Origin of the sequence: Corynebacterium capitovis DSM 44611 (genome assembly GCF_030440535.1) — a bacterium.
In the GTDB taxonomy this organism is placed as follows: Bacteria; Actinomycetota; Actinomycetes; order Mycobacteriales; family Mycobacteriaceae; genus Corynebacterium; species Corynebacterium capitovis.
On the sequence record NZ_CP047117.1, the window covers coordinates 1,053,814 to 1,076,032 of the forward strand.

At 64.0% G+C, this 22,219-nt stretch carries 22 protein-coding genes; 20 read left to right on the plus strand and 2 right to left on the minus strand.

What is annotated here, in order from left to right; translation table 11 throughout:
• The first annotated feature begins 52 nt into the window (after nucleotides 1-52).
• From efp to CAPI_RS05185, 6 genes are all read left to right on the plus strand, one after another.
• Nucleotides 53-616 (plus strand): elongation factor P, encoded by a 564-nt coding sequence (gene efp, locus CAPI_RS05160; protein ID WP_018016976.1) that lies wholly within the window; start codon nucleotides 53-55, stop codon nucleotides 614-616.
• Nucleotides 616-1,110 (plus strand): transcription antitermination factor NusB, encoded by a 495-nt coding sequence (nusB, locus tag CAPI_RS05165; RefSeq protein ID WP_018016977.1) that lies wholly within the window; start codon nucleotides 616-618, stop codon nucleotides 1,108-1,110. The genes efp and nusB overlap by 1 nt, the downstream gene beginning before the upstream one ends.
• The gene (locus CAPI_RS05170) at nucleotides 1,091-1,939 is read left to right on the plus strand and encodes a PPK2 family polyphosphate kinase (protein ID WP_018016978.1); all 849 of its coding nucleotides are present in this window, start codon (nucleotides 1,091-1,093) and stop codon (nucleotides 1,937-1,939) included. The genes nusB and CAPI_RS05170 overlap by 20 nt, the downstream gene beginning before the upstream one ends.
• Before the next feature lie 97 nt (nucleotides 1,940-2,036).
• Entirely contained in the window at nucleotides 2,037-3,035 is a 999-nt protein-coding gene (locus CAPI_RS05175) for a substrate-binding domain-containing protein (protein ID WP_026157044.1), read from the plus strand.
• The gene (locus CAPI_RS05180) at nucleotides 3,032-4,027 is read left to right on the plus strand and encodes an ABC transporter permease (RefSeq protein WP_018016980.1); all 996 of its coding nucleotides are present in this window, start codon (nucleotides 3,032-3,034) and stop codon (nucleotides 4,025-4,027) included. Before CAPI_RS05175 ends, CAPI_RS05180 begins: the two co-directional genes overlap by 4 nt.
• A 9-nt stretch (nucleotides 4,028-4,036) precedes the next feature.
• A complete protein-coding gene (locus CAPI_RS05185; RefSeq protein ID WP_018016981.1) occupies nucleotides 4,037-4,801 on the plus strand; it encodes an ATP-binding cassette domain-containing protein in 765 nt (254 codons plus the stop codon).
• Here CAPI_RS05185 and CAPI_RS05190 read toward each other — a convergent pair.
• On the minus strand, nucleotides 4,798-5,205 hold the full coding sequence (locus tag CAPI_RS05190; protein WP_018016982.1) for a YbjN domain-containing protein: 408 nt from the start codon (nucleotides 5,203-5,205) through the stop codon (nucleotides 4,798-4,800). The genes CAPI_RS05185 and CAPI_RS05190 overlap by 4 nt on opposite strands.
• Nucleotides 5,195-5,653, minus strand: coding sequence for a YbjN domain-containing protein (locus CAPI_RS05195; RefSeq protein ID WP_018016983.1), 459 nt, complete (start codon nucleotides 5,651-5,653; stop codon nucleotides 5,195-5,197). Before CAPI_RS05195 ends, CAPI_RS05190 begins: the two co-directional genes overlap by 11 nt.
• Nucleotides 5,654-5,761: 108 nt before the next feature.
• Between CAPI_RS05195 and pyrR the strand changes: the two genes are divergently transcribed.
• From pyrR to CAPI_RS05265, 14 genes are all read left to right on the plus strand, one after another.
• On the plus strand, nucleotides 5,762-6,343 hold the full coding sequence (gene pyrR / locus CAPI_RS05200) for a bifunctional pyr operon transcriptional regulator/uracil phosphoribosyltransferase PyrR (protein WP_018016984.1): 582 nt from the start codon (nucleotides 5,762-5,764) through the stop codon (nucleotides 6,341-6,343).
• The gene (locus CAPI_RS05205; protein WP_018016985.1) at nucleotides 6,340-7,260 is read left to right on the plus strand and encodes an aspartate carbamoyltransferase catalytic subunit; all 921 of its coding nucleotides are present in this window, start codon (nucleotides 6,340-6,342) and stop codon (nucleotides 7,258-7,260) included. The genes pyrR and CAPI_RS05205 overlap by 4 nt, the downstream gene beginning before the upstream one ends.
• A complete protein-coding gene (locus CAPI_RS05210) occupies nucleotides 7,260-8,537 on the plus strand; it encodes a dihydroorotase (protein ID WP_018016986.1) in 1,278 nt (425 codons plus the stop codon). Before CAPI_RS05205 ends, CAPI_RS05210 begins: the two co-directional genes overlap by 1 nt.
• A 9-nt stretch (nucleotides 8,538-8,546) precedes the next feature.
• Nucleotides 8,547-9,692, plus strand: a complete 1,146-nt coding sequence (gene carA, locus CAPI_RS05215) for a glutamine-hydrolyzing carbamoyl-phosphate synthase small subunit (protein WP_018016987.1) — start codon at nucleotides 8,547-8,549, stop codon at nucleotides 9,690-9,692.
• Nucleotides 9,693-9,706: 14 nt separating this feature from the next.
• Nucleotides 9,707-13,054 (plus strand): carbamoyl-phosphate synthase large subunit, encoded by a 3,348-nt coding sequence (gene carB / locus CAPI_RS05220; RefSeq protein WP_018016988.1) that lies wholly within the window; start codon nucleotides 9,707-9,709, stop codon nucleotides 13,052-13,054.
• Nucleotides 13,055-13,861 carry an orotidine-5'-phosphate decarboxylase gene (gene pyrF, locus CAPI_RS05225; protein WP_018016989.1) on the plus strand — a complete coding sequence of 269 codons (807 nt, stop codon included), beginning with the start codon at nucleotides 13,055-13,057 and terminating at the stop codon, nucleotides 13,859-13,861.
• Nucleotides 13,862-14,011: 150 nt separating this feature from the next.
• Entirely contained in the window at nucleotides 14,012-14,335 is a 324-nt protein-coding gene (gene mihF, locus CAPI_RS05230) for an integration host factor, actinobacterial type (RefSeq protein WP_018016990.1), read from the plus strand.
• 4 nt (nucleotides 14,336-14,339) lie between these two features.
• Nucleotides 14,340-14,927, plus strand: a complete 588-nt coding sequence (gene gmk, locus CAPI_RS05235; protein ID WP_018016991.1) for a guanylate kinase — start codon at nucleotides 14,340-14,342, stop codon at nucleotides 14,925-14,927.
• 57 nt (nucleotides 14,928-14,984) lie between these two features.
• Nucleotides 14,985-15,239 carry a DNA-directed RNA polymerase subunit omega gene (rpoZ, locus tag CAPI_RS05240; RefSeq protein WP_425393249.1) on the plus strand — a complete coding sequence of 85 codons (255 nt, stop codon included), beginning with the start codon at nucleotides 14,985-14,987 and terminating at the stop codon, nucleotides 15,237-15,239.
• A gap of 12 nt (nucleotides 15,240-15,251) precedes the next feature.
• Nucleotides 15,252-16,466, plus strand: a complete 1,215-nt coding sequence (gene coaBC, locus CAPI_RS05245) for a bifunctional phosphopantothenoylcysteine decarboxylase/phosphopantothenate--cysteine ligase CoaBC (protein WP_018016993.1) — start codon at nucleotides 15,252-15,254, stop codon at nucleotides 16,464-16,466.
• A 61-nt stretch (nucleotides 16,467-16,527) separates the two neighbouring features.
• The gene (gene metK, locus CAPI_RS05250; protein ID WP_018016994.1) at nucleotides 16,528-17,745 is read left to right on the plus strand and encodes a methionine adenosyltransferase; all 1,218 of its coding nucleotides are present in this window, start codon (nucleotides 16,528-16,530) and stop codon (nucleotides 17,743-17,745) included.
• A gap of 80 nt (nucleotides 17,746-17,825) precedes the next feature.
• The gene (locus CAPI_RS05255) at nucleotides 17,826-19,841 is read left to right on the plus strand and encodes a primosomal protein N' (RefSeq protein WP_018016995.1); all 2,016 of its coding nucleotides are present in this window, start codon (nucleotides 17,826-17,828) and stop codon (nucleotides 19,839-19,841) included.
• 45 nt (nucleotides 19,842-19,886) lie between these two features.
• Entirely contained in the window at nucleotides 19,887-20,819 is a 933-nt protein-coding gene (gene fmt / locus CAPI_RS05260) for a methionyl-tRNA formyltransferase (protein WP_018016996.1), read from the plus strand.
• Entirely contained in the window at nucleotides 20,816-22,219 is a 1,404-nt protein-coding gene (locus CAPI_RS05265; protein WP_040356553.1) for an RsmB/NOP family class I SAM-dependent RNA methyltransferase, read from the plus strand. Before fmt ends, CAPI_RS05265 begins: the two co-directional genes overlap by 4 nt.

The following is a 22,219-nucleotide window of genomic DNA, read 5'->3' on the forward strand; positions in this document are numbered from 1 at the left end:
GTAGCATTGCTGTGTTTGATCACGTCCATCTACCCGAGAAGGAAAATTTCGCGTGGCATCCACAGCTGATTTCAAGAACGGCCTCGTGCTCAAGGTTGACGGCAAGCTGCAGCAGATCGTCGAATTCCAGCACGTCAAACCGGGTAAGGGCCCGGCCTTCGTGCGCACGAAGCTGAAGGACGTTGTCTCGGGCAAGACCGTGGACAAGACCTGGAACGCCGGCGTGAAGGTGGAAACGGCCACCGTTGATCGGCGCGACATGACCTACCTGTACAACGACGGAACCAACTACGTCGTGATGGACGATAAGACCTACGAGCAGTACGAGCTGCCCGCGGAAAAGTTCGGTGACGCGGCGCGCTTCCTTCTGGAGAACATGCGCCTCCAGGTGTCGTTCAACGACGGCGACGCTCTGTTCGCAGAACTGCCAGTGTCGGTGGATTTGGCCATCCAGCACACGGAGCCGGGTCTGCAGGGTGATCGCTCAACGGGTGGCACCAAGCCCGCAACGCTTGAGACCGGCGCTGAGATCCAGGTGCCACTGTTCCTCGAGACCGGCAACGTGGTGAAGGTGGATACCCGGACGGGTGACTACCTCTCCCGCGTTAACAACTAATGGTTGACTACAAGCGCCGTGGGGCGCGGTACGGTGCCCGGCGCAGGGCGGTGGACATTCTCTTCGAGGCGGAGACTCGCGACATCGACCCCGTGGAAATCGTCGCGGACAGGACGGAGCTATCCCTGAACCCGCAGAATGCCGTAGCCCCCGTCGCCGAATACACCCGCCAGATTGTCTCGGGCGTAGCGGAGCGGCTCGACGACGTCGATGACTCGATTGAGCGTTACTTGGCCGAAAATTGGCAGCTTGATCGCCTGCCGGTCGTTGACCGGCAGATCCTGCGCGTGGCGGCTTGGGAGATCTCTTTCAACGACGAGGTCGACGCGCCAATCGCGATTTCCAACGCGCTGCTCCTCGCTACCGACTACGCGGGGGATGCGGCGCCCCCCTACATCCACGCTGTGCTCGACGACATCGCCCAGGAGAACAAATCTCCGGCCGGCGAGCAGGAGGAGCACGAGGAGGCGAACAGTGGCGAAGATCTCGGTTGAGGAGGCCCGCCGGTTTAGGGCCGGTGAAGACTTCGCCATCGGGTCAATCGACCCCGCTGCCACGCCCGGTGTGGACGCCGACGGCCTCGAGGATGCCTTTAGTCATTACGACGAGGACATCGCGCGGTTGCAGGAAATGCTCTACGCGCGCGGTCGGGCCGGGGACGACGACGCAGGCGCGGTACTCCTGGTGCTCCAAGGGATGGATACCAGCGGAAAGGGAGGAATTGTCCGCCACGTCGTGGGGGAGGTTATGGACGTCCAAGGCGTGCACCTCGCCTCATTCGGCCGCCCCACAGAGGAGGAGGCGCGTCACGATTTTTTGTGGCGCTTCCAGCCTCACCTGCCCCGCCCCGGGCAGGTCGCGGTGTGGGACCGTTCCCACTACGAAGACGTGCTGGTTCAACGCGTGAAAAAGATGGCGCCGCCGGAGGAAATCGATCGGCGCTACAACGCGATAGTCGAGTTCGAGCGCAGTCTTGCGCGCTCGGGCACTCGAGTGATCAAAGTCATGCCCCACATTTCCCGCGAGTACCAGGCCGAGAACCTCCGGGAGCGTCTGTGTAACCCGGAGAAGTTTTGGAAGTACAACCCTGGCGACATCGAGGACCGCGCGTTGTGGCCCGAGTACATGGAGGCCTACGAGATCGCAGTGCGGCGGACCTCGACCGACGAGGCGCCGTGGTACTGCATCCCGTCCGACAACAAGCGCTACTGCAGGACCGTTGTCAAGACATTGCTTTACGACGCCCTCTCGTCGCTAGACCTCGCGTGGCCAGAAGCCGATTTCGACCCCGAAGTTGAGCTGCGCCGCCTAGAAAACGCGTAGATTCTGCCGGCATCCGCGCAGTGTATCGCTACTGTATCGATTCACGTAGGGACACCCCTATTTGACGAGGTCACAGGGGGTAAGCCACTATCGACGGGTGCGAAAAAATCTTCAGGCTTCAGCTCTCCTCGTCGCGTTTTCGACCGCGGCCGCTCTCACATCGTGCTCGTCTACGGGCGGGTCACCCGAAACTTCGGGTTCAGGCTCGTCGGCCGGCGGGGTAGACACCCCCCGTTACGTCGTGTCCATGGTGACGCACGGGGCACCGGGTGACACCTACTGGGATTTGGTGCGCAAGGGCGCTGAGGACGCGGCGCGCAAAGACAACATTGAGTTGCGCTACTCCTCGGACCCCCAGGCGCCGAACCAGGCTAACCTCGTCCAATCCGCGATCGACTCCGATGTGGACGGCATCGCGGTGACGCTACCCAACGCCGATGCGATCGGGCCCGCCGCAAAGGCAGCCGTCGATAAGGGCATCCCCGTTGTCGGACTGAACTCAGGTATGAACGACTACGCCACCTACGGCATTTCCGGTTTCTTCGGACAGGACGAGACTGTGGCGGGCACCGCCGCCGGCGAGCGCCTCAAAAACGAGGGGAAGAAGCACGTATTGTGCGTCATCCACGAGCAGGGCAACTCCTCCCAGGAGGCGCGGTGCGCGGGCGCCCAGCAGGGGTTGGGTGCCACCGGGCAGGTAGAGCTGCTTTACGTCAACGGGCAGGACCTCACGTCGGTGCAGGCGACTATCAAGTCGAAGCTTGCGCAGGATGCGAGCTACGACGCTCTTCTCGCGCTGCAGGCCCCCGTCGCGATGCGTGCGACGGCAGCCGTCGAGGAGGCTAGCTCACAGGCGTCGATTGTCACATTTGATACGAACTCCGAACTGGTGGACGCTATTGCGGACGGGCGCGTGTCGTGGGCGGTGGATCAGCAGCCCTACCTCCAGGGTTACCTCGCAGTAGATTCCCTATGGGTAGCTAAGCGCAACGGGGGGACGTTCGGCGGGGGCCGGCCGGTCTATACGGGGCCTAGCTTCGTCGATTCGTCTAACGTGGCGAACATCTCCGAGGCCGCGAAAGCTGGCCTGCGATGACGGGTGGCCTCACCCGGCTGGCCCGGCGCCCCGAGCTCGCTAGCCTGCTTGGCTTCGTGGCCATCCTTGTTTTCTTCCTGCTGGTTGCCCCCGCGCTGCGTTCCCTGGATGCCTTCGCAACGGTTCTCTACGCCAGCTCGACGCTGGGCATCGTGGCCTTGGCTGTCGGCCTCCTGATGATCGGCGACGAGTTCGACCTGTCGTCGGGTGTCGCTGTCACCACCTCGGCGCTTGCAGCGACCATGCTCAACTACAACCTGCACCTCAATGCGTGGGTTGGCGCCGCGCTGGCGCTGGCCATCTCGCTGGGCATCGGTGCCCTAAACGGCGTCCTTGTCACCCGCACCGGCATTGCCAGCTTCCTTATTACTCTGTCCGCATTCCTCATGCTGCAGGGGCTCAACCTTGCGGTGACCAAGCTGGTGACGGGTGGCGTGGCCACCCCCAGCATCTCCAACATGGAGGGGTTTGACTCCGCCCACGCGTTCTTTGCAGGGACCCTTTCCGTAGGCGGGGTCCACCTGCGCGTCACAGTCTTGTGGTGGGTTCTCTTCGTGGCGATCGCCACCTTTGTATTGTTTAAGACGCGTTTTGGCGGCTGGGTCTTTGCCGTGGGTGGGGACAAAGAAGCCGCGCGCGCTGTCGGCGTGCCGGTTCGACGAGTGAAGATCATCCTCTTCATGACGGTCGGTTTCGCGGCCTGGTTTGTCGGAATGCACACCCTCTTCGCGTTCGACTCTATTCAGGCTGGCCAAGGCGTCGGAAATGAGTTCCTCTACATCATCGCGGCAGTTATCGGTGGCTGCGCGCTCACCGGCGGCCGGGGAACGGCTGTTGGCACTGCGATCGGCGCGCTCATTTTCGGGCTAACTAATCAAGGCATCGTCTACGCAGGCTGGAACCCCGACTGGTTTAAGTTCTTCCTCGGGGTGATGCTGCTCTTCGCGGTGTTCACCAACACGGCGTTCCAGAAGTACACACACAGCAGGTAAGGCGCACGTATGGCAATCATTGAACTGCGGGACATTTCCAAGTCCTACGGCAGCTTCCAGGCGCTTCAGGGCATCAACCTCAGCATTAACGAGGGCGAGGTGACGTGTGTGCTAGGTGACAATGGAGCGGGCAAGTCAACCCTGATCAAGGTCCTGTCGGGCCTGCACGAGCCGACGAGCGGACAGATTCTTGTCGACGGCAGCGCCGTCCGCTTCTCCAGCCCCCGCGACGCGATCGCGCGCGGGATTGCAACCGTGCACCAAAATTTGGCCATCGTCAACGAGATGAGCGTGTGGCGTAACTTCTTCCTCGGCCAGGAAATCACCGGGCCGCTGGGAACGCTCAAGGCAGAGTCGATGCGCAGGATCTGCGGCGAGCAGCTTCGAGAAATGGGTATCTCCATCCCCGACGTTGACGTCGAGGCGGGCACCCTGTCCGGTGGCCAGCGCCAGGTTGTGGCCATCGCTCGCGCCGTGTACTTCGGGGCGCGGGTGCTCATTCTCGACGAACCCACCGCAGCATTGGGGGTCAAGCAGTCCGGCGTGGTCCTGCGTTTTGTCGCGGCGGCACGCGACAGAGGGGTGGGAGTGGTGCTTATTACCCACAATCCCCATCACGCATACTTGGTGGGGGACCACTTCACCATCCTCAAGCTAGGCCGTCAAGAGCTCGATGTTCCCCGCAGGGAGGTATCGCTGGACAACCTCACGCTGCGCATGGCCGGCGGCGGCGAGCTTGAGGAGCTCAGCCACGAGCTGCGGCGGGAACCCTAGAGCAGGGCGCGGAAACCGTCCTGCGTCCGAACCACGGATCCGACCCCCTCGCTGAGAGCCGTGGCGAGCTGTTCGTCGGTGAGACCGGCGGTCACCGGCAGCTCGGCCTCGGCGCGCATCACCAGCGTGTCCCCCCGATTAGCAACGATAGCCCGCGGTCCCGGGCGGCCAGAGTTGATCTGGTTCGCGGCGAGATAGAACTGCGCCTGTGCGGAGTTCGACGGCACCTCCGTGGACGTGTCGGCGCGAACAATCAGCACCGAATCGAGCAAAACGAACAGCAAATCGAGGTCGTTCTCGCGCCCGCGGGCGACGCGTCCAGTGGGGTCGTCGACAAGCGAGATGCCCTGGTCTGAGGCGGCCGCAATGATGCGGTCAACCGTAACGGGCGCATTAGTGCTCATCGTGCGGATCCTCCCATGTGATCAGGGTGGGGAAAGTGGCGGCAAGGAAGTCGAAGGCCTCCAACGTTGCCTGAATAGAGCTGACCACAAACGAGCCCAGCTGGTTGAAAGACGCGCCGTGGGTTACATTCAGGGCGCGCACAGCGCTTACGGCGAGGTGCTCGTCACCCCGCTCGAAGAAGCGCAGGGTGGGCGCGAAGTGCGTCTGGTTGTACTCGTTGCACGCGAACATGGCCGTCGCGGCGAGGTCACGGGGAATCGCACCTCGCCAGATCGCCTCGAAAATGAGGGAATCGCCGTCGCGGGCGCACACAATTGCTGCGTTGACAAACCCGGTGCGAAGCACCCCTTCTTCTAGCCGGTATTCCAGGCCCTCCTCGCGGAGGATTCCGGCAACCGCTTCGATGTCCGCGGGCGCGAGGTTGTCGCGCTTCTCGTCTACTGTCACTCAGGCGACAATACCGTCCGTCCGCCGCGCGGTGCGGGGTGGTACAGTCAGCGGGAGAAGTTTCGGCATCCTTTAAATTCCGCACAGAGAGGCGGGGAAGGAGGTCCGATGAGTGAAGTTGGAAACGTGGCAACGGGGCAGGCAGTAGAGCTGCTGTCCGCCCGGGATGTCGCGCGCACAATCGCACGCATCGCGCACCAAATTATTGAAAAGACGGCGTTGGATTCGGAAGGCGCTCCCCGCGTCATTCTTCTGGGCATCCCCTCGGGGGGAGTCCCTCTGGCTCAGCGCATCGCCACGGCCATCGAGCAGTTTTCCGGGGTTCAGGTACCGACGGGCAGCCTCGATATCACCCTCTACCGTGACGATTTGCGGGTCGGCCCACACAGGGCGCTGCTGCCCACGCGGATTCCCGCGGACATCACCGGCAGCGTGGTCATTCTTGTCGACGATGTCTTGTACTCTGGCCGCACCATCCGGGCCGCTCTCGATTCGTTACGCGACATCGGGCGCCCCCAGGCCATCCAACTGGCGGTTCTCGTGGACCGGGGCCACCGAGAGCTGCCGATCCGCGCGGATTACGTCGGCAAGAATATCCCCACCGCAAAGGGGGAGGATGTCGTTGTCACCCTCGCCCCGATCGACGCGACGGACGCGGTGTCCCTGACCAGGCAGGAGACAGGTGCGTGAAACACCTTATCGATATCAATGACCTCACCGCCGAGGACATCTCGGGCCTTATGGATGAAGCGGACCGCTTCCGCGAAGCGCTCGAGGGCAGGGAGATTAAGAAACTCCCCACGCTGCGCGGGCGAACGATCTTCACCCTCTTCTACGAAAATTCGACGCGAACTCGTGCCTCCTTCGAGACGGCTGGCAAGTGGATGAGCGCCGACGTGATCAACATTTCGGCGTCCTCGTCCAGCGTGCAAAAGGGCGAATCTCTGAAAGACACCGCGTCGACTCTCGCTGCGCTCGGTGCCGACGCGATTATTATGCGCCATCCCTCCTCCGGCGCCCCGCGGCTGCTGAGCCGATGGCTTCCCGACGTGTCCATCGTCAACGCAGGCGACGGCCTTCACCAGCACCCGACGCAAGCGCTTCTTGACGCCGTCACGATCCGCCAAAAGCTCGGAGAAGTAGCGGGGCGCCGCGTCCTCATCGTCGGCGACATCCTCCACTCCCGGGTGGCGCGTTCAAACGTGGACCTGCTCTCGAAACTCGGTGTCGAGGTCGTTCTCATCGCGCCTCCCACGCTCCTCCCGCTCGGGGTCGACTCTTGGCCCGCGCGCGTGGGTGACAGCTTCGACGCGGAGCTGCCGGAGGCTGACGTGGTGATGATGCTGCGCGTTCAAGCCGAGCGGATGAACGGCGGGTTCTTCCCCTCCAGCCGGGAGTATGCAGCCCTTTACGGGTTGAGCGCCCACCGCGCCGCGCGGATGAAAGCCGGCGCCCTCGTCATGCACCCCGGTCCGATGCTGCGGGGGATGGAAATCAACTTCGAGGTCGCAGACGGGACGAATACGGCCGTCCTGCAACAAGTCTCAAATGGCGTGTACACCCGCATGGCGGTTTTGTTCACGCTGCTGGCGGGAGAGGAGCACTAGTGTCCACATTCGGTCTTTCAAACGTCCGGCCCTACGGCGGAGACGAAGTTAACGTACTCATTCAGGACGGGATCATCGCCGCGCTGGGTGCAGACGTCGACGCCCGCAGCGCGGACAACGGTTACGATGCCGAGGGCAAGGTGCTTTTGCCGGGTCTTGTTGACATGCACGTGCATTTGCGTGAGCCCGGGAGGGAAGACACCGAGACCATCGCGAGTGGCTCTGACGCTGCCGCGCGTGGTGGCTTCACCGCCGTCTTCACGATGGCAAACACCAACCCGGTAATCGATCAGCCCATTCTCGCCGACGCGGTCTGGAACAAGGGGCAGACGTACGGCGCGTGCGACGTGTACCCGGTCGGTTCGATTACAAAGGGCCTCGCGGGGACGCAGCTGTCGGAAATCGGCCTCATGAGCCAATCCCATGTGCGTATGTTCTCCGACGACGGGCGCTGCGTGGTGGATCCGCAACTCATGCGCCGGGCCATTGAGTATGCCTCGGCCCACGGTGTTGTCATCGCTCAGCACGCGGAGGACCACCGGATGACCGAGGGGGCGTCCGCTCACGAGGGAGACGTTGCCGCGCGGCTGGGCCTGCGCGGATGGCCACGCGTCGCCGAAGAGTCGATCGTCGCCCGCGACGTGCTGCTCACCCGAGACTACGGCGGCCGCCTGCACATCTGCCATGCCTCCACCGAGGGCACGGTCGAGCTGCTGCGCTGGGCGAAGGCGCAGGGCATCTCCGTCACCGCCGAGGTCACCCCCCACCACCTCCTTCTCACGGATGAAGTGTTGGAGAGCTACGACGGCGTCTTCCGCGTGAACCCGCCCCTCCGCGAGTCCCGCGACGCCCGTGCGTTGCGCGACGCACTTCTCGACGGCACCGTCGACGTCGTCGCCACAGATCATGCGCCTCACGGTTCGGAGGATAAGTGCGTGGAATTCGAGCACGCCAAGCCGGGCATGCTCGGGTTGGAGACCTCGCTGGCGGTGGTTGCCAAGGTCTTCGTTGAATCCGGGTTGGCAGACTGGCGTTTCGTGGCGAAGGTCATGAGCGAACGGCCTGCTGAGATTCTCGGGCTACAGGACCAGGGCCGCCCCCTTGCAGTGGGGGAACCGGCAAATCTCGCCATTGTCGACCCGCGCGCCCCATGGACCGTGCGCGGCAACGACCTCGCCTCCAAGGCGTCGAACACCCCCTTTGAGGGATCCGATTTTTCAGCTCGCGTAGCCCTGACGATGCTGCGTGGCACCGTGACCCACCTCCTCGAGAACTAAGGACCCAACATGACGAATAAGAAGACCCCCGCCGTCCTCGTTCTCGGTGACGGAACCACCTTCCCCGGTTACGCCTTCGGTGCCGAGGGAGAGGTGCTGGGAGAGGCGGTGTTTACCACCGCGATGACCGGCTACCAGGAGACGATGACCGACCCGTCCTACCACCGCCAGATTGTGGTCATGACAGCCCCGCAGATCGGCAACACCGGGTGGAATGATGAGGACGACGAGTCCCGCAACAAGCAGATCTGGGTGGCTGGCCTAGTCATCCGCGACCTAGCAAAGCGCGTGTCCAGCTGGCGTGCCGACCGCAGCCTGGAAGAAGAGATGGCCAACCAGGGCATCATCGGTATCCGGGGTGTGGATACGCGCACCGTCGTTCGTCACCTCCGCTCGCGCGGTTCGATTGCGGCCGGTCTCTTCTCTGGAGAGGCGGCGCGTGACGACGTCGACACGCTAGTTGCAAAGGTGAACGCGCAACCGGATATGGCTGGTGCGGACCTCGCCGGTGAGGTCACTACCGCGCAGCCCTATACGGTTGAGCCGCGCGGGGAGAAGGGGTTCACCGTGGTCGCCTACGACATGGGGATCAAAACCGCCACCCCGCGCCACTTCGCCGACCGGGGCATTGAGACCATCGTGGTGCCCGCGAATACGCCGTTCGAGAAGGTGGCGGAGTACAAACCCGACGGCGTGTTCATCTCGAATGGGCCGGGCGACCCGGCGACGGCTGATGAGATGGTGGCCGCCACACGCGAGGTGATCAGGCACGAAATTCCGCTGTTTGGCATCTGCTTCGGCAACCAGATCCTGGGTCGCGCGCTCGGCATGGAAACGTACAAACTGAAATTCGGGCACCGCGGTGTCAACGTGCCGGTGAAGAACCACCTCACTGGCAAGATCGACATCACCAGCCAGAACCACGGGTTCGCTCTAAAAGGCAAGGCGGGTGAGACGTTCGACACCGAATTCGGTCCCGCTGTTGTGACCCACACCTGCCTCAACGACGACGTCGTCGAAGGCGTGGCATTGGAAAACGGGATGGCTTATTCAGTGCAATACCACCCGGAGTCCGCGGCAGGTCCGCACGACGCAAACCCGCTCTTTGAACAGTTCATCGAGCTCATGACCACGCACAGCCCGAACAACAAGTAACCAGGAGGAGTCCCATGAAAAGAGCAGACATCAACCACGTCCTGGTTATCGGCTCCGGCCCCATCGTCATCGGCCAAGCCTGCGAGTTCGACTACTCGGGCACCCAGGCGTGCCGCGTGCTCAAGGAGGAGGGCCTGCGCGTCACCCTGATTAACTCCAACCCCGCGACCATCATGACGGACCCGGAGTTCGCCGACCACACCTACGTCGAACCGATCGAGCCCGATTACATCGACCGAATCCTCAGCCGCGAGGCGGAGCAGGGCACGCCTGTCGACGCAATCCTGGCTACCCTCGGCGGGCAAACGGCCCTGAACGCGGCGATCCAGCTAGATCGCCGGGGCATCCTAGAAAAGCACGGCGTGGAGCTCATCGGCGCGAACATCGAGGCGATCGAGCGCGGCGAGGACCGCCAGAAGTTCAAGGACATCGTGGCCAAGATCGGCGGGGAATCCGCCCGCTCGCGGGTCTGCCACACGATGGACGAGGTCCACGACACCGTCGCCGAGCTGGGCCTGCCGGTGGTCGTGCGCCCGTCGTTCACCATGGGCGGGCTCGGCTCTGGCCTCGCCTTTAGCATGGAGGACCTCGACCGCATCGCCGGCGGTGGCTTGGAGGCCTCGCCCGAGGCAAACGTCTTAATCGAAGAGTCGATCCTGGGCTGGAAAGAGTTCGAACTCGAGCTTATGCGCGACGGCGATGACAACGTCGTGGTCATCGCCTCGATCGAAAACGTCGATGCGCTCGGCGTCCACACCGGCGACTCGGTAACAGTGGCACCCGCCTTGACGCTCACGGACCGCGAGTACCAGACCATGCGCGACCAGGGCATCGCGATTATCCGTGAGGTCGGTGTGGACACCGGCGGATGCAACATCCAGTTCGCCGTCAACCCCGTCGACGGTCGCATCATCACGATCGAGATGAACCCGCGCGTGTCTCGCTCCTCGGCGCTGGCGTCGAAGGCGACCGGCTTCCCGATTGCCAAGATCGCCTCCAAGCTGGCGATCGGCTACACTCTCGATGAAATCACCAACGACATCACCGGGGTGACCCCTGCCGCCTTCGAGCCGACGCTTGACTACGTGATCGTGAAGATGCCGCGCTTCGCCTTCGAGAAGTTCCCGGGCTCCGATGAGACGCTGGGCACCTCCATGAAGGCCGTCGGCGAGGCGATGGGCATTGGGCGAACCTACATTCAGGGTTTGAATAAGGTCATGCGTTCGATGGAGGACAAGCCGAACGGCTTCTGGACCCGCCCCGATTCCTCTTTCGCCGCAGGACGCGAGTCGGACGTGGACGCTGTCCTCCGCGACCTCACCACGCCCACAGATAAGCGCATGTACGACGTTGAGCTCGCCCTCCGCCTCGGGGCCAGCGTCGATGAGGTTCACGAGGCCTCCGGCATCGACCCGTGGTTCCTCGCCGAGTTGGCAGACCTCGTCGAGTTTCGGGCCGCGCTTGCCGACGCCCCCGTCTTGGACGCAGACCTCCTCCGCGAGGCCAAGGTGTATGGCCTATCGGACGCCCAGATCGCGGCCCTGCGCCCGGAGCTCGCGGGGGAGGACGGAGTCCGCTCGCTGCGCTGGTCGCTGGATATTCACCCGGTGTACAAGACAGTGGACACGTGCGCGGGTGAGTTTGAGGCACAAACCCCGTACCACTATTCGGCCTACGAGTTCGACCCCAACGCGGAAAGCGAGATCGCGGTCACCGGCCGGGAGAAGGTCATCATCCTCGGTTCGGGCCCGAACCGCATCGGCCAGGGCATCGAGTTCGATTACTCCTGCGTGCACGCGGCATTGGAACTGTCGCGCGTGGGCTATGAAACCGTGATGGTCAACTGCAATCCGGAGACGGTATCCACCGACTACGACACCGCCGATCGTCTTTATTTCGAGCCACTGACTTTCGAAGACGTGATGGAGGTGTACCGCGCGGAGTCGGCGTCAGGCACCGTCGCCGGTGTCATTGTTCAGCTAGGTGGCCAAACCCCGCTCGGTCTTGCTCAGAAGCTTGCCGACGCCGGCGTACCCATCGTCGGCACGAGCCCCAAAGCCATCGACCTAGCGGAGGACCGCGGAGCTTTCGGCACCGTGCTCGAGGCCGCCGGTCTCCCGGCCCCCGCTTTCGGCACAGCCATTTCCTTCCCTGAGGCGCGTGAGGTGGCCGAGCGAATCGGGTACCCCGTGCTGGTCCGACCCTCCTACGTCCTTGGCGGGCGGGGTATGGAAATCGTCTACGACGAGGCGAGCCTGGAAGATTACATCAACAGGGCCACCGAACTGTCCCCGGACCACCCCGTTTTGGTCGACCGATTCCTGGATTCGGCCATCGAGATCGACGTCGACGTGCTGTGCGACGGGACGGAGGTCTACCTTGGCGGCGTGATGGAGCACATCGAGGAAGCCGGAATCCACTCCGGTGACTCGGCGTGTGCCTTGCCGCCGATGACCATCGGCCCGGGTGACGTCGAAAAGGTGCGCCGCTCCGCGGAGGCGCTGGCCCACGGCATCGGCGTGCGCGGCTTGATGAACGTGCAGTTCGCGTTGAAAGACGACACGCTCTACGTCATCGAGGCCAACCCACGGGCGTCGCGCACGGTCCCCTTCGTGTCCAAGGCGACCGGAGTCCACCTGGCCAAGGCGGCCTCGCGCATCATGATGGGCGCGACTCTCGCGGAGCTGAAGGACGAGGGGCTCATCCCGACCACCTACGACGGCGGCTCGTTGCCTCTCGATCACCCGATCGCGGTGAAGGAGGCGGTCCTGCCCTTTACCCGCTTCCGCACCCCGGCGGGAGAGGTGCTTGATACCATTCTCGGCCCCGAGATGAAGTCCACAGGCGAGGTCATGGGCTTGGCGCCGTCGTTTGGCCAGGCGTACGCCAAGGCAGAGGCGGCTGCATTCGGGGCGTTGCCGACAGGAGGGACGGTGTTCGTTTCAGTCGCCAACAGGGACAAGCGCTCGCTGATCCTTCCGATCCATCGCCTCTACACCATGGGCTTTGACATTCTTGCCTCGGCGGGCACGGCCTCGATGCTGCGCCGCAACGGCATCGAGTGTGAGGTCGCGTTGAAGGCGTCTGAGGTGCGCGACGGGGCCACAGGGGTGTCTATCGTCCAACGCATCAAGGAGGGCGACGTTGACCTCATCCTCAACACACCCGCCGGGTCCTCGGGTGCTCGCCACGACGGCTATGAGATTCGCGCTGCCGCAGCAGCCAGCGGGGTCCCGCTCATCACCACGGTCCAGGGAGCGACCGCAGCTGTGCAGGCTATTGAGGCCTACCGCGCGCCCGATACAGCGGCGATCAGCGTGCTCAGCCTCCAGGAACTCGATCACGCGGTGGGGGACCACTAGATGGGATTCGGGCAGGCTCTTGTCGACGCCGGTCAGCGGCTCGGCCGCCTCTGCGTGGGCATCGACCCGCATCCTGCGCTTCTCGACAGCTGGGGCGTCGGAGACAACGTCGATGGCCTACGCGCCTTTTCCCTGCGATGCGTGGAGGCGTTTGCCGGCCGCGTGGCTGTAGTCAAGCCTCAGGTAGCGTTTTACGAACGCTACGGGGCCGCCGGCTTCTTCGTCTTGGAGGAAACGCTTGCCGCGCTGCGGGAATCGCACTGCTTGAGCATCGCGGACGCGAAACGCGGTGATATCGGCTCCACGATGGAGGGGTACGCCCGCGCGTGGTTGGAACCGGGCTCACCCCTGGAGGCGGACGCGCTCACGCTGACTGCCTACCTCGGGGTTGGATCCTTGGCGCCAGCAATTGAGCGCGCACAGGTGTCGGGCAAGGGGGTGTTCGTGATGGCCGCCAATTCCAACCCGGAGGCGGAGCACTTCCAGTCCCAGGAGATTGGGGGGACCACCATCGCCCAGTTCATGGTTGATGCCTGCTCTGCGTATAACACCGGGAAGAGCGGTGTCGGGGACGTGGGCGTCGTGGTGGGAGCGACCGTCAGGACGCCCCCCGACCTCGAAAGCCTTAACGGGCCTGTTCTCATGCCGGGAGTGGGAGCACAGGGGGCAACCTTCGCGGACGTCGACCGCGTCGCGGGGCGGGTCCGTGACCTCGTGTTCCCCAGCGTGTCGCGTTCCGTTCTGAGCGCGGGCCCGTCTGTTGCCGACCTGCGTAAACGGGTGGCCACTTGCCTGTCGCGCGCATAGCCCGCGTCGCTTTTCCTATCTGGACGTTTAGTTGGTAGTTTAGGTGCGTCACCGCGATGACGTGCCGAAATGCAACCGGCGTCATCGTAACGTGTCCGACCCGGTGTTACACTGATCCGGAGAAAATTACTACTACCCAATGGAGGAACCGTGGCCCTTCCACAGTTGACGGATGAGCAGCGCAAGGAAGCGCTTGCGAAGGCTGCCGAGGCGCGCAAGCAGCGTGCGGAGCTCAAGGCGTCCCTGAAGCGCGGAGACACCACGCTGAAGGATGTTTTGGCGAAGGCCGAGTCTGACGAGATCGTGGGCAAGACCAAGGTATCCGCACTCCTCGAGGCGCTCCCGAAGGTGGGCAAGGTCAAAGCCCGCGAAATCATGGAAGAACTTGAGATCGCTCAGACTCGCCGGCTGCGCGGGCTCGGTGAGCGCCAGCGTCGCGCACTGCTCGAGCGTTTCAACTACACCGAGGATTAAATCGGTGTCGGACGTGGCGACTCGGGGCCGGCTCGTTGTCTTGGCCGGCCCCTCCGCTGTCGGCAAATCAACGGTCGTGAGCCGTCTGCGCACCGACGTGCCGAACCTCTATTTCTCCGTGTCAATGACGACGCGTCAACCCCGGCCTGGGGAGATAGACGGCGTCGATTACTACTTCGTGAGCCCCGAAGAGTTTCAGCGGCGCATTGACGCCGGTGAGATGCTCGAGTGGGCCGACATCCACGGTGGATTGCAGCGCTCCGGTACCCCTGCAGGCCCCGTGAAAGAATCGCTTGAGCAGGGGCGCCCGGTCCTCGTTGAGGTTGACCTCGCGGGTGCGAGAAACATCAAACTTCTCCTGCCGGAGGCCACCTTGGTCTTCCTGGCGCCTCCGTCGTGGGAGACCCTCGTCGAGCGGTTGACAGGGAGGAATACGGAGCCCTCCGAGGTGATCGCGAGGCGGCTGGAGACCGCTCGCTTGGAATTACAAGCGCAGGGCGAGTTCGATCACGTCGTGGTCAACGAGGACGTTGAGGACGCTGTGGCGGAAATCGCAGGGATACTTTCCGGCACAACAAACAATGATGAATAAGGACAGGTGCACGTGAGCAACCAAACTGACAACTCGACCACCGGCCTCGCCGAGGAGATGGTCTACGACACCCCGGACGGAATCACGGCCCCGCCTATCGACGAGCTGCTGATGAAGGTCTCCTCCAAGTACGCCTTGGTCATCTTTGCGGCCAAACGCGCTCGCCAGATCAACAGCTTCTACCAGGAGCAGGACGAGGGAGTGTTCGAGTTCATCGGCCCGTTGGTCAACCCTGAGGCGGGCGAGAAGCCCTTGTCAATCGCCCTGCGGGAAATCCAGGCGGGTCTTCTCGAGCACGAAGAAGGGCAATAGGCCACTTCCGCCATGAGCGAATCTCGCACGATCGTCGTTGGGGTGTCCGGCGGCGTTGCCGCATATAAGGCATGCCATGTGATCCGCGACTTTACGGAGCGCGGCGATAGTGTCCGTGTCGTCCCCACCGAAAACGCCTTGCGTTTTGTGGGTGCCGCTACGTTTGAGGCGCTTTCTGGGCACCCGGTGGACACAGGTGTTTTTGAGCGCGTCGAAGATGTGCAGCACGTGCGCGTGGGGAAAGAGGCGGATCTCATAGTCGTCGCCCCAGCAACGGCGGATCTCCTTGCGCGTGTGGCTGCGGGTAGGGCGGACGACCTCCTTGCCGCCACGATCCTTGTGGCCACCTGCCCGATCGTCTTCGCCCCGGCGATGCACACCGAAATGTGGCTCAACCAGGCGACCCAAGAAAACGTGGCCACTCTCCGGCGGCGGGGGATGACTGTGCTCGAGCCGGCGCACGGAAGGCTGACGGGGGCCGACTCCGGCCCGGGTAGGTTACTGGAGCCGAGCACGATCGCGGAACTCGCGCGGACCGTCCACACGGTGGGCGCTCTACCGCGCACTCTCGAGGGTGTCAACGTGCTGATTAGCGCTGGTGGCACTCAGGAGAACGTGGACCCTGTGCGATACCTCGGCAATCGCTCCTCGGGTCGCCAGGGGTTCGCGCTTGCGGATATCGCCGCCCACAAGGGCGCCAATGTGACCCTGGTGGCCGGGGCGACCGACCATTTGGACACTCCTGCCGGGGCGACGGTCGTTCGGGTGCGTTCGGCCCGCGAGCTGCAATCCGAGATGAATGCGCGCGCCGCTGGCGCCGACGTGATCATCATGGCGGCCGCCGTGGCAGATTACCGCCCGGCGATGGAGGCGACCTCCAAAATGAAGAAAGGGGTCACCGACCTCACCGCCATCGACCTGGTGGAAAATCCGGATGTGTTGCGGGGGCTCGTCGATAAGCGACGTGCCGGTGAGACCGATGCTGTAATCGTTGGTTTTGCAGCGGAGACGGACACCCCCCTCGAGTACGGTCGCGCCAAACTCGAGCGCAAAGGCGCGGACATGCTCATGGTGAATTCCGTGGCGGGCGGGAAGGTCTTTGGCGAGCCGCGGAACGGGGGATGGCTCCTCGGCCGCGACGGCTCCGTGACGGAGATTGCCGACGGGTACAAGCACGTGGTTGCCGCACGCATCTGGGATGCGGTTGAATCCACATTGTTAAATTAGACCGCTTGGTCTATATTTGTCGCAGACTACACGTACGTTACTTCAGTGAGGATTGACTGCTTTGTCTAGCGACACCTTCTATCGGTTATTCACCAGCGAATCCGTCACCGAGGGGCACCCCGATAAGATCTGCGACGCGATCTCGGATGCGATCCTCGACGACATTATTTCCCAGGACCCGTGGGCCCGTGTTGCGGTGGAGACTCTCGTTACGACAGGTCAGGTGCACGTCGTGGGGGAGGTGTCTACTACCGCCTACTCCAACATCGCAAAGATCGTGCGCGAGAAGCTACGCGGCATTGGCTTCACGTCCTCGGAGGTGGGCTTTGACGGGCGGACCTGCGGGGTCAACATCGCGATCGGCGAGCAGTCGCTGGAGATTTCCCAGGGCGTGACGACCTCCCAGGAGCACCGGGAAAAGACATCTGCCGAAGAGCGTGATCAGGCTGGTGCGGGGGATCAGGGCCTGATGTTTGGTTACGCCACCAATGAAACTCCGGAGTACATGCCTTTACCCATTTCGACGGCGCACAGGCTCGCCCGTCGGCTTACCGAAGTACGCAAGCTGGGTGAGGTGGTCGGACTGCGGCCCGACGGTAAGACCCAGGTCACCTTCGCGTACGACGGCGACACGCCCGTGCACCTTGACACGATCGTCATCTCGACGCAGCACGACGAGGGTTTCAGTGGCGAGGAACTCGAGGCGGCGGTTCGTACCCACGTGGTGGAATGGGTCATCGAAGACGCCGGTCTTGGGCAGTACTACGACGCATATACAACGCTGCTGGTCAACCCGTCTGGCTCCTTCGTGCTTGGCGGGCCGATGGGCGATGCCGGATTGACTGGGCGAAAGATCATCGTCGATACGTATGGCGGAATGGCCCGCCACGGCGGGGGCGCGTTCTCGGGCAAGGATCCATCGAAGGTGGACAGGTCGGGTGCATACGCAATGCGGTGGGTCGCCAAAAACATCGTGGCTGCGGGGTTGGCGGACCGGGTGGAGGTTCAAGTGGCCTACGCCATCGGCCGCGCCCGTCCCGTAGGTCTCTACGTCGAGACGTTCGGCACGGCCGCGGAGGGGCAGACTAACGAGACGATTCAGCAGGCTGTCGAAAAGGTCTTTGATTTACGCCCGGCTGCGATTATCCAAGAGCTAGATCTGTTGCGCCCGATCTATTCCCAAACTGCAGCGTATGGGCATTTTGGGCGCACGGACATCGATCTTCCTTGGGAGAACGTAGATAAGGCGGAAGAGCTGCGTCGTGTCGCGGGGTTGTAGCGGGGGATACGTGTCTGGCCTGGCTGGTACACACACAACCGGCGCCTGAGTAGGCCGGGGCTCTCGCTACAATGTGCGCCATGCCGACATCCCCAGCCGCTACGAACCTGCCGGTCGTGCGCGTCTTACCCATGCTCGGCCTACCACACTTGGATCGGCCCTTTGACTACCTAGTCACCGAGGCCGATGGCCCTGTGGTGCAACCCGGCGTGCGCGTTCGCGTGCGATTCGCAGGGAGGCTTGTCGACGCCATCGTGCTGGCCCGCCAGCCCGCCTCGGAGCACGACGGTGACCTCCGATTCATCGAACGCGTGATCTCTCCAGAGGTCGTGGCCCCGGACACGTTACGTGCGCTCGTCGATGCGTTGGCGCAGCGCTACGCAGGGGTGCGCTCCGACATCTATCGTTCCGCTATTCCCGCACGCCACGCACGCGCCGAGGAATCGGACACTACTACCCCGTGGGACGAGTTGGGCGACGCGGCGGAACCCGACCTTTCGCCGTGGGCTTCGTACCAGCTGGGCCCGTCGTACGTCGACGCGGTGTTGTCTCGCAAAGTCGCACGCGCTGCGTGGCAGATAGCGCCGGGGGAACACTGGGCGGGGGCCGTGGCGGCACTCGCCACAAAGGTGGCCGCGGATGGCGGCGGTGTGCTGGTCGTCGTCCCGGATCAGAGGGACGTCGACAAGTGTGAAAAGGCGCTGCGAGACTTCGTCGGGAAGCGCCAGATTACGACGCTTACCGCTGCCCAGGGGCCACAAGCCCGGTACTCCCGGTATCTTTCCGTGCTCCACGGCCAAGGGCGTCTCGTGGTGGGGACGCGTTCGGCGGCTTTTGCGCCGGTCGTTGATCTGCGGCTCGTTGTCCTCCTACACGACGGGGACTCGAGCCTTGTCGATCCCCGCGCGCCTTACCTCCACGCCCGAGAGGTTCTCACGACCCGCTCCGCGATCGAGCAGGCCTCCATCCTCATTGGGGGGTACGCCCGGACGGCAGAGACCCAGCTCCTCGTGGAGTCCGGGTGGATGCACGAGTTACTCGCTTCCCGGGAGGTGTTACGGCGACGCGCGCCCCGCATCCACGCGGCGGGGGATTCGGACTTCGAACTCGAGCGCGATCCGCGCGCGCGTGACGCGAGGCTCCCGTCGGCGGCGTTCCGCGCTGCCTCCGCCGCCCTCGAACGCGGGGCGCCCGTCCTTTTCCAGGTTCCGCGCACGGGTTACGTGCGCGCTCTGGCGTGTGGGGTTTGCCGCAGTCCGGCGCGCTGCCGTGCCTGCAATGGGCCGCTGGGCTTGCCCTCCGGTGGCGAACAAGTCGTTCCCACCTGCGGGTGGTGCGGTCGCGTTGACCCTGTCCACGTGTGCCCCGAATGCGGATCCCGACGTCTACGCGCTGTCGTCGTGGGTTCGGAACGAACAGCCGAGGAGCTGGGCCGGGCTTTCCCTCGCACCCCGGTGAAGACGTCGTGGGGGGAACGCATCATTTCCACCATTGCGCACGAGCCGGCTCTCATCGTGGCGTCGCCGGGGGCGGAGCCAGACGTCGAGGACGGTTCCTACGGCGCGGCGATCCTCTTGGACACCTGGGCGCTGCTCCGGCGACCCGACCTTCGCGCAACCGAGGAGGCGTTCACCACATGGATGGCAGCTAGCGCCCTCGTGGCGTCGCAGTCTCAGCACGGTGAGGTCGTTGTCGTAGCGGACCCCGGAATTCCCGCGGTCCAGCACTTGATTCGGTGGGACGCCCCCGGTTTCGCGGCGGGGGAGCTCGCTCAGCGGAGGGATGCGCGTTTTCCTCCCGCGGTGCATATCGCGGTGATCGATAGCCCGAGGTCCGCACTCGACGACTTCATGGCGCACGTCGAACTACCGCAGAACACCGAGGTCCTCGGCCCGGTCGACCTTCCTGCCGGGGTGGATCTGCCGGGGGAGTGGGACAAGACGGAGTTCGGTCCGGCCCAGCGCGTGCTGGTCCGGTCGCCGCTGACGGGGCGTTCCGACCTTGGGCGGGCGCTGCGGGCCGGGGCGGTGGGGAGGGCGTCGAGAAGGAATGCTCTTCCGCTGCGGATCCAGGTGGATCCCCTGCAGATCGGCTGAGGGTAGACTGACCTGCGCCTAATCTGACGACGGAGAGGAAATTGGATGCGACTTGTGTTCGCGGGAACCCCCGAGCCGGCTGCGGTGGCTTTAGACAAGCTCCTCGCTTCCGAGCACGACGTTGTGGGCGTTGTGACGCGCCCGGACGCGCGGCGGGGCCGGGGCCGGTCGTACCACCCATCGCCGGTCAAGGAGCTGGCGGTGGCGCGAGGAATCCCCGTGCTGACGCCAGAGTCGCTCAAGACCGATGAACGTATCCGTACCCAGCTTCGAGACCTGCAACCCGACGCAATTCCTGTTGTCGCCTACGGCAACCTCGTGCCCGCAGACATGCTGGAAATCCCCCGCCACGGGTGGGTCAATCTGCACTTTTCCCTGCTGCCGGAGTGGCGCGGAGCGGCCCCTGTTCAGTCGGCGATTCACAGCGGCCAGCCCGCGACCGGGGTGACAACATTCCGCATCGACGAGGGACTCGATACCGGTGACGTGCTCGGGGCGGTGGAGCACCCGATCCGGCCCACGGACACGGCAGAAGATTTGCTGAACCGGCTAGCCGGAGTGGGAGGAGACCTGCTTGTCGAGACGATGACGGCTCTCGAACGGGGGAGCGCTTCGCCGAAGCCACAGCCGGCCGAAGGCACGTACGCCCCGAAAGTGTCGCAAGACGACGCTCGTGTGCACTGGGGCTCGCCAGCCGAAGACATCGACCGCATGGCGCGTGCATACACGCCGGCGCCTGGGCCTTGGACGACGTTCCACGGCCAGCGCGTCAAGCTGGGGCCCGTCACTGTGACCGACTCTGACACGCTAGGCGCGGGCCAGCTTCGAGTGGAAAAGCACGCCGTGACCGTCGGTACCGCTACAAAAGACGTTCAGCTCGGTGGCGTGCAACCGCCGGGGAAGAAGATGATGGCTGCCGCAGACTGGGGCCGGGGGTTGGGCAAACCAAGTGCTGGAGAAGGGATGATGTTCGAATGAGCGGAGGGTTTCGTTCTAGGTCGGCGAGACGCCGTACGCAACCGGCCGAAGCCCCGCCAAGGAAGGCGCCCATAGGCGACGCCGCCCGCGAAGCAGCCTGGCACGTGGTCCTGCGAGTCGCCGAAGAGGGCGCATACGCGAACCTGGTGCTTCCAAAGCTGCTGAGGGAGCGCTCGATTACCGGCAGAGATGCTGCGTTTGCCACGGAGCTGACATACGGGACGCTGCGCGCGTTAGGTGTGCTTGATGCCGTGATAGGCCACTGTTCATCCCGTCCGCTGGACAACATCGAGCCCGCGGTGTTGGCGGCTATCCGCCTCGGTGCGTACCAGCTGCTGTATACGCGGGTAGACGATCACGCCGCCGTCGATACGTCGGTGCGTCTCGTCAGTGCCAGCGGGAACGAAAAGGCGACGGGGTTTGCCAACGGAATCCTCCGCACAATTGCGCGGACACCGTTTGAGCAGTGGATGTCGAGGCTTTCCCCGAGTGGTCGCGTTGCCCGGGCCGCGTTCCGTACAGCACACCCAGAGTGGATTGCCCGTTCCTTCGATACCGCGCTGGGCGGAGTCGAGCTGGACGAAGCGCTCACTGCTGACTCGGAACGACCGATCGTTCATCTCGTCGCGCGCCCCGGTGAGATCACCGCAGAAGAGCTAGCGCTCGCCACCGGTGGGGAGGTGGGACACTACTCGCCCTACGCCGTCTATCTGACGGAGGGGGATCCAGGCAAGCTCGACGTTGTCCGGGACGGGTTAGCCGCTGTCCAAGACGAGGGCTCGCAGCTCATCGCGAGAGCGCTTGTCGAGGTACCCGTCGACAGTGATTCCGGCCGCTGGCTCGACCTTTGCGCAGGGCCCGGCGGAAAGGCCGCCCTCATTGGGGCCTTAGCGCGCATCGACGGCGCACGTGTGGACGCCGTCGAGGTCAGCGACCACCGAGCTGAGCTAGTCCGCGAAGCCGTGGCCGGGCTGCCCGTCGCCGTGCGGGTGGCCGACGGCCGCGTCCCAGGGCTGGAACCAGGGTACGACCGCATTCTTGTCGACGCTCCCTGCTCCGGTCTCGGTGCCCTGCGCCGCCGCCCGGAAGCCCGGTGGACCAAGAGTGAGGGTGACATCGTCGGGCTGACTCAGTTGCAGCGCGAACTACTCGCCTCTGCGCTCCGGCTGGTGAAACCCGGCGGGGTGGTGGTGTATTCGACGTGTTCACCGGATCTGCGCGAAACGCGAGCCGTCGTTGATGCGGTGCTCGCTGGCGGTGAGGTGGAAGAGGTGGACGCGCGCGACTTCGTTCTCGGGATGGACAATGTCGGTCCTGGCCCGTCCGTCCAGATGTGGCCTCACCGCCACGGGACCGACGCGATGTTCTTCGCCGTCCTGCGGAAACCCGCGGAACGTTAG

Coding starts and splice junctions, on each gene's coding strand:
- nusB (WP_018016977.1), top strand. CDS start 616: ATGGTTGACTACAAGCGCCGTGGGGCGCGGTACGGTGCCCGGCGCAGG.
- CAPI_RS05180 (WP_018016980.1), top strand. CDS start 3,032: ATGACGGGTGGCCTCACCCGGCTGGCCCGGCGCCCCGAGCTCGCTAGC.
- CAPI_RS05185 (WP_018016981.1), top strand. CDS start 4,037: ATGGCAATCATTGAACTGCGGGACATTTCCAAGTCCTACGGCAGCTTC.
- CAPI_RS05190 (WP_018016982.1), bottom strand. CDS start 5,205: ATGAGCACTAATGCGCCCGTTACGGTTGACCGCATCATTGCGGCCGCC.
- pyrR (WP_018016984.1), top strand. CDS start 5,762: ATGAGTGAAGTTGGAAACGTGGCAACGGGGCAGGCAGTAGAGCTGCTG.
- carA (WP_018016987.1), top strand. CDS start 8,547: ATGACGAATAAGAAGACCCCCGCCGTCCTCGTTCTCGGTGACGGAACC.
- carB (WP_018016988.1), top strand. CDS start 9,707: ATGAAAAGAGCAGACATCAACCACGTCCTGGTTATCGGCTCCGGCCCC.
- pyrF (WP_018016989.1), top strand. CDS start 13,055: ATGGGATTCGGGCAGGCTCTTGTCGACGCCGGTCAGCGGCTCGGCCGC.
- rpoZ (WP_425393249.1), top strand. CDS start 14,985: ATGGTCTACGACACCCCGGACGGAATCACGGCCCCGCCTATCGACGAG.
- coaBC (WP_018016993.1), top strand. CDS start 15,252: ATGAGCGAATCTCGCACGATCGTCGTTGGGGTGTCCGGCGGCGTTGCC.
- CAPI_RS05255 (WP_018016995.1), top strand. CDS start 17,826: ATGCCGACATCCCCAGCCGCTACGAACCTGCCGGTCGTGCGCGTCTTA.
- fmt (WP_018016996.1), top strand. CDS start 19,887: ATGCGACTTGTGTTCGCGGGAACCCCCGAGCCGGCTGCGGTGGCTTTA.
- CAPI_RS05265 (WP_040356553.1), top strand. CDS start 20,816: ATGAGCGGAGGGTTTCGTTCTAGGTCGGCGAGACGCCGTACGCAACCG.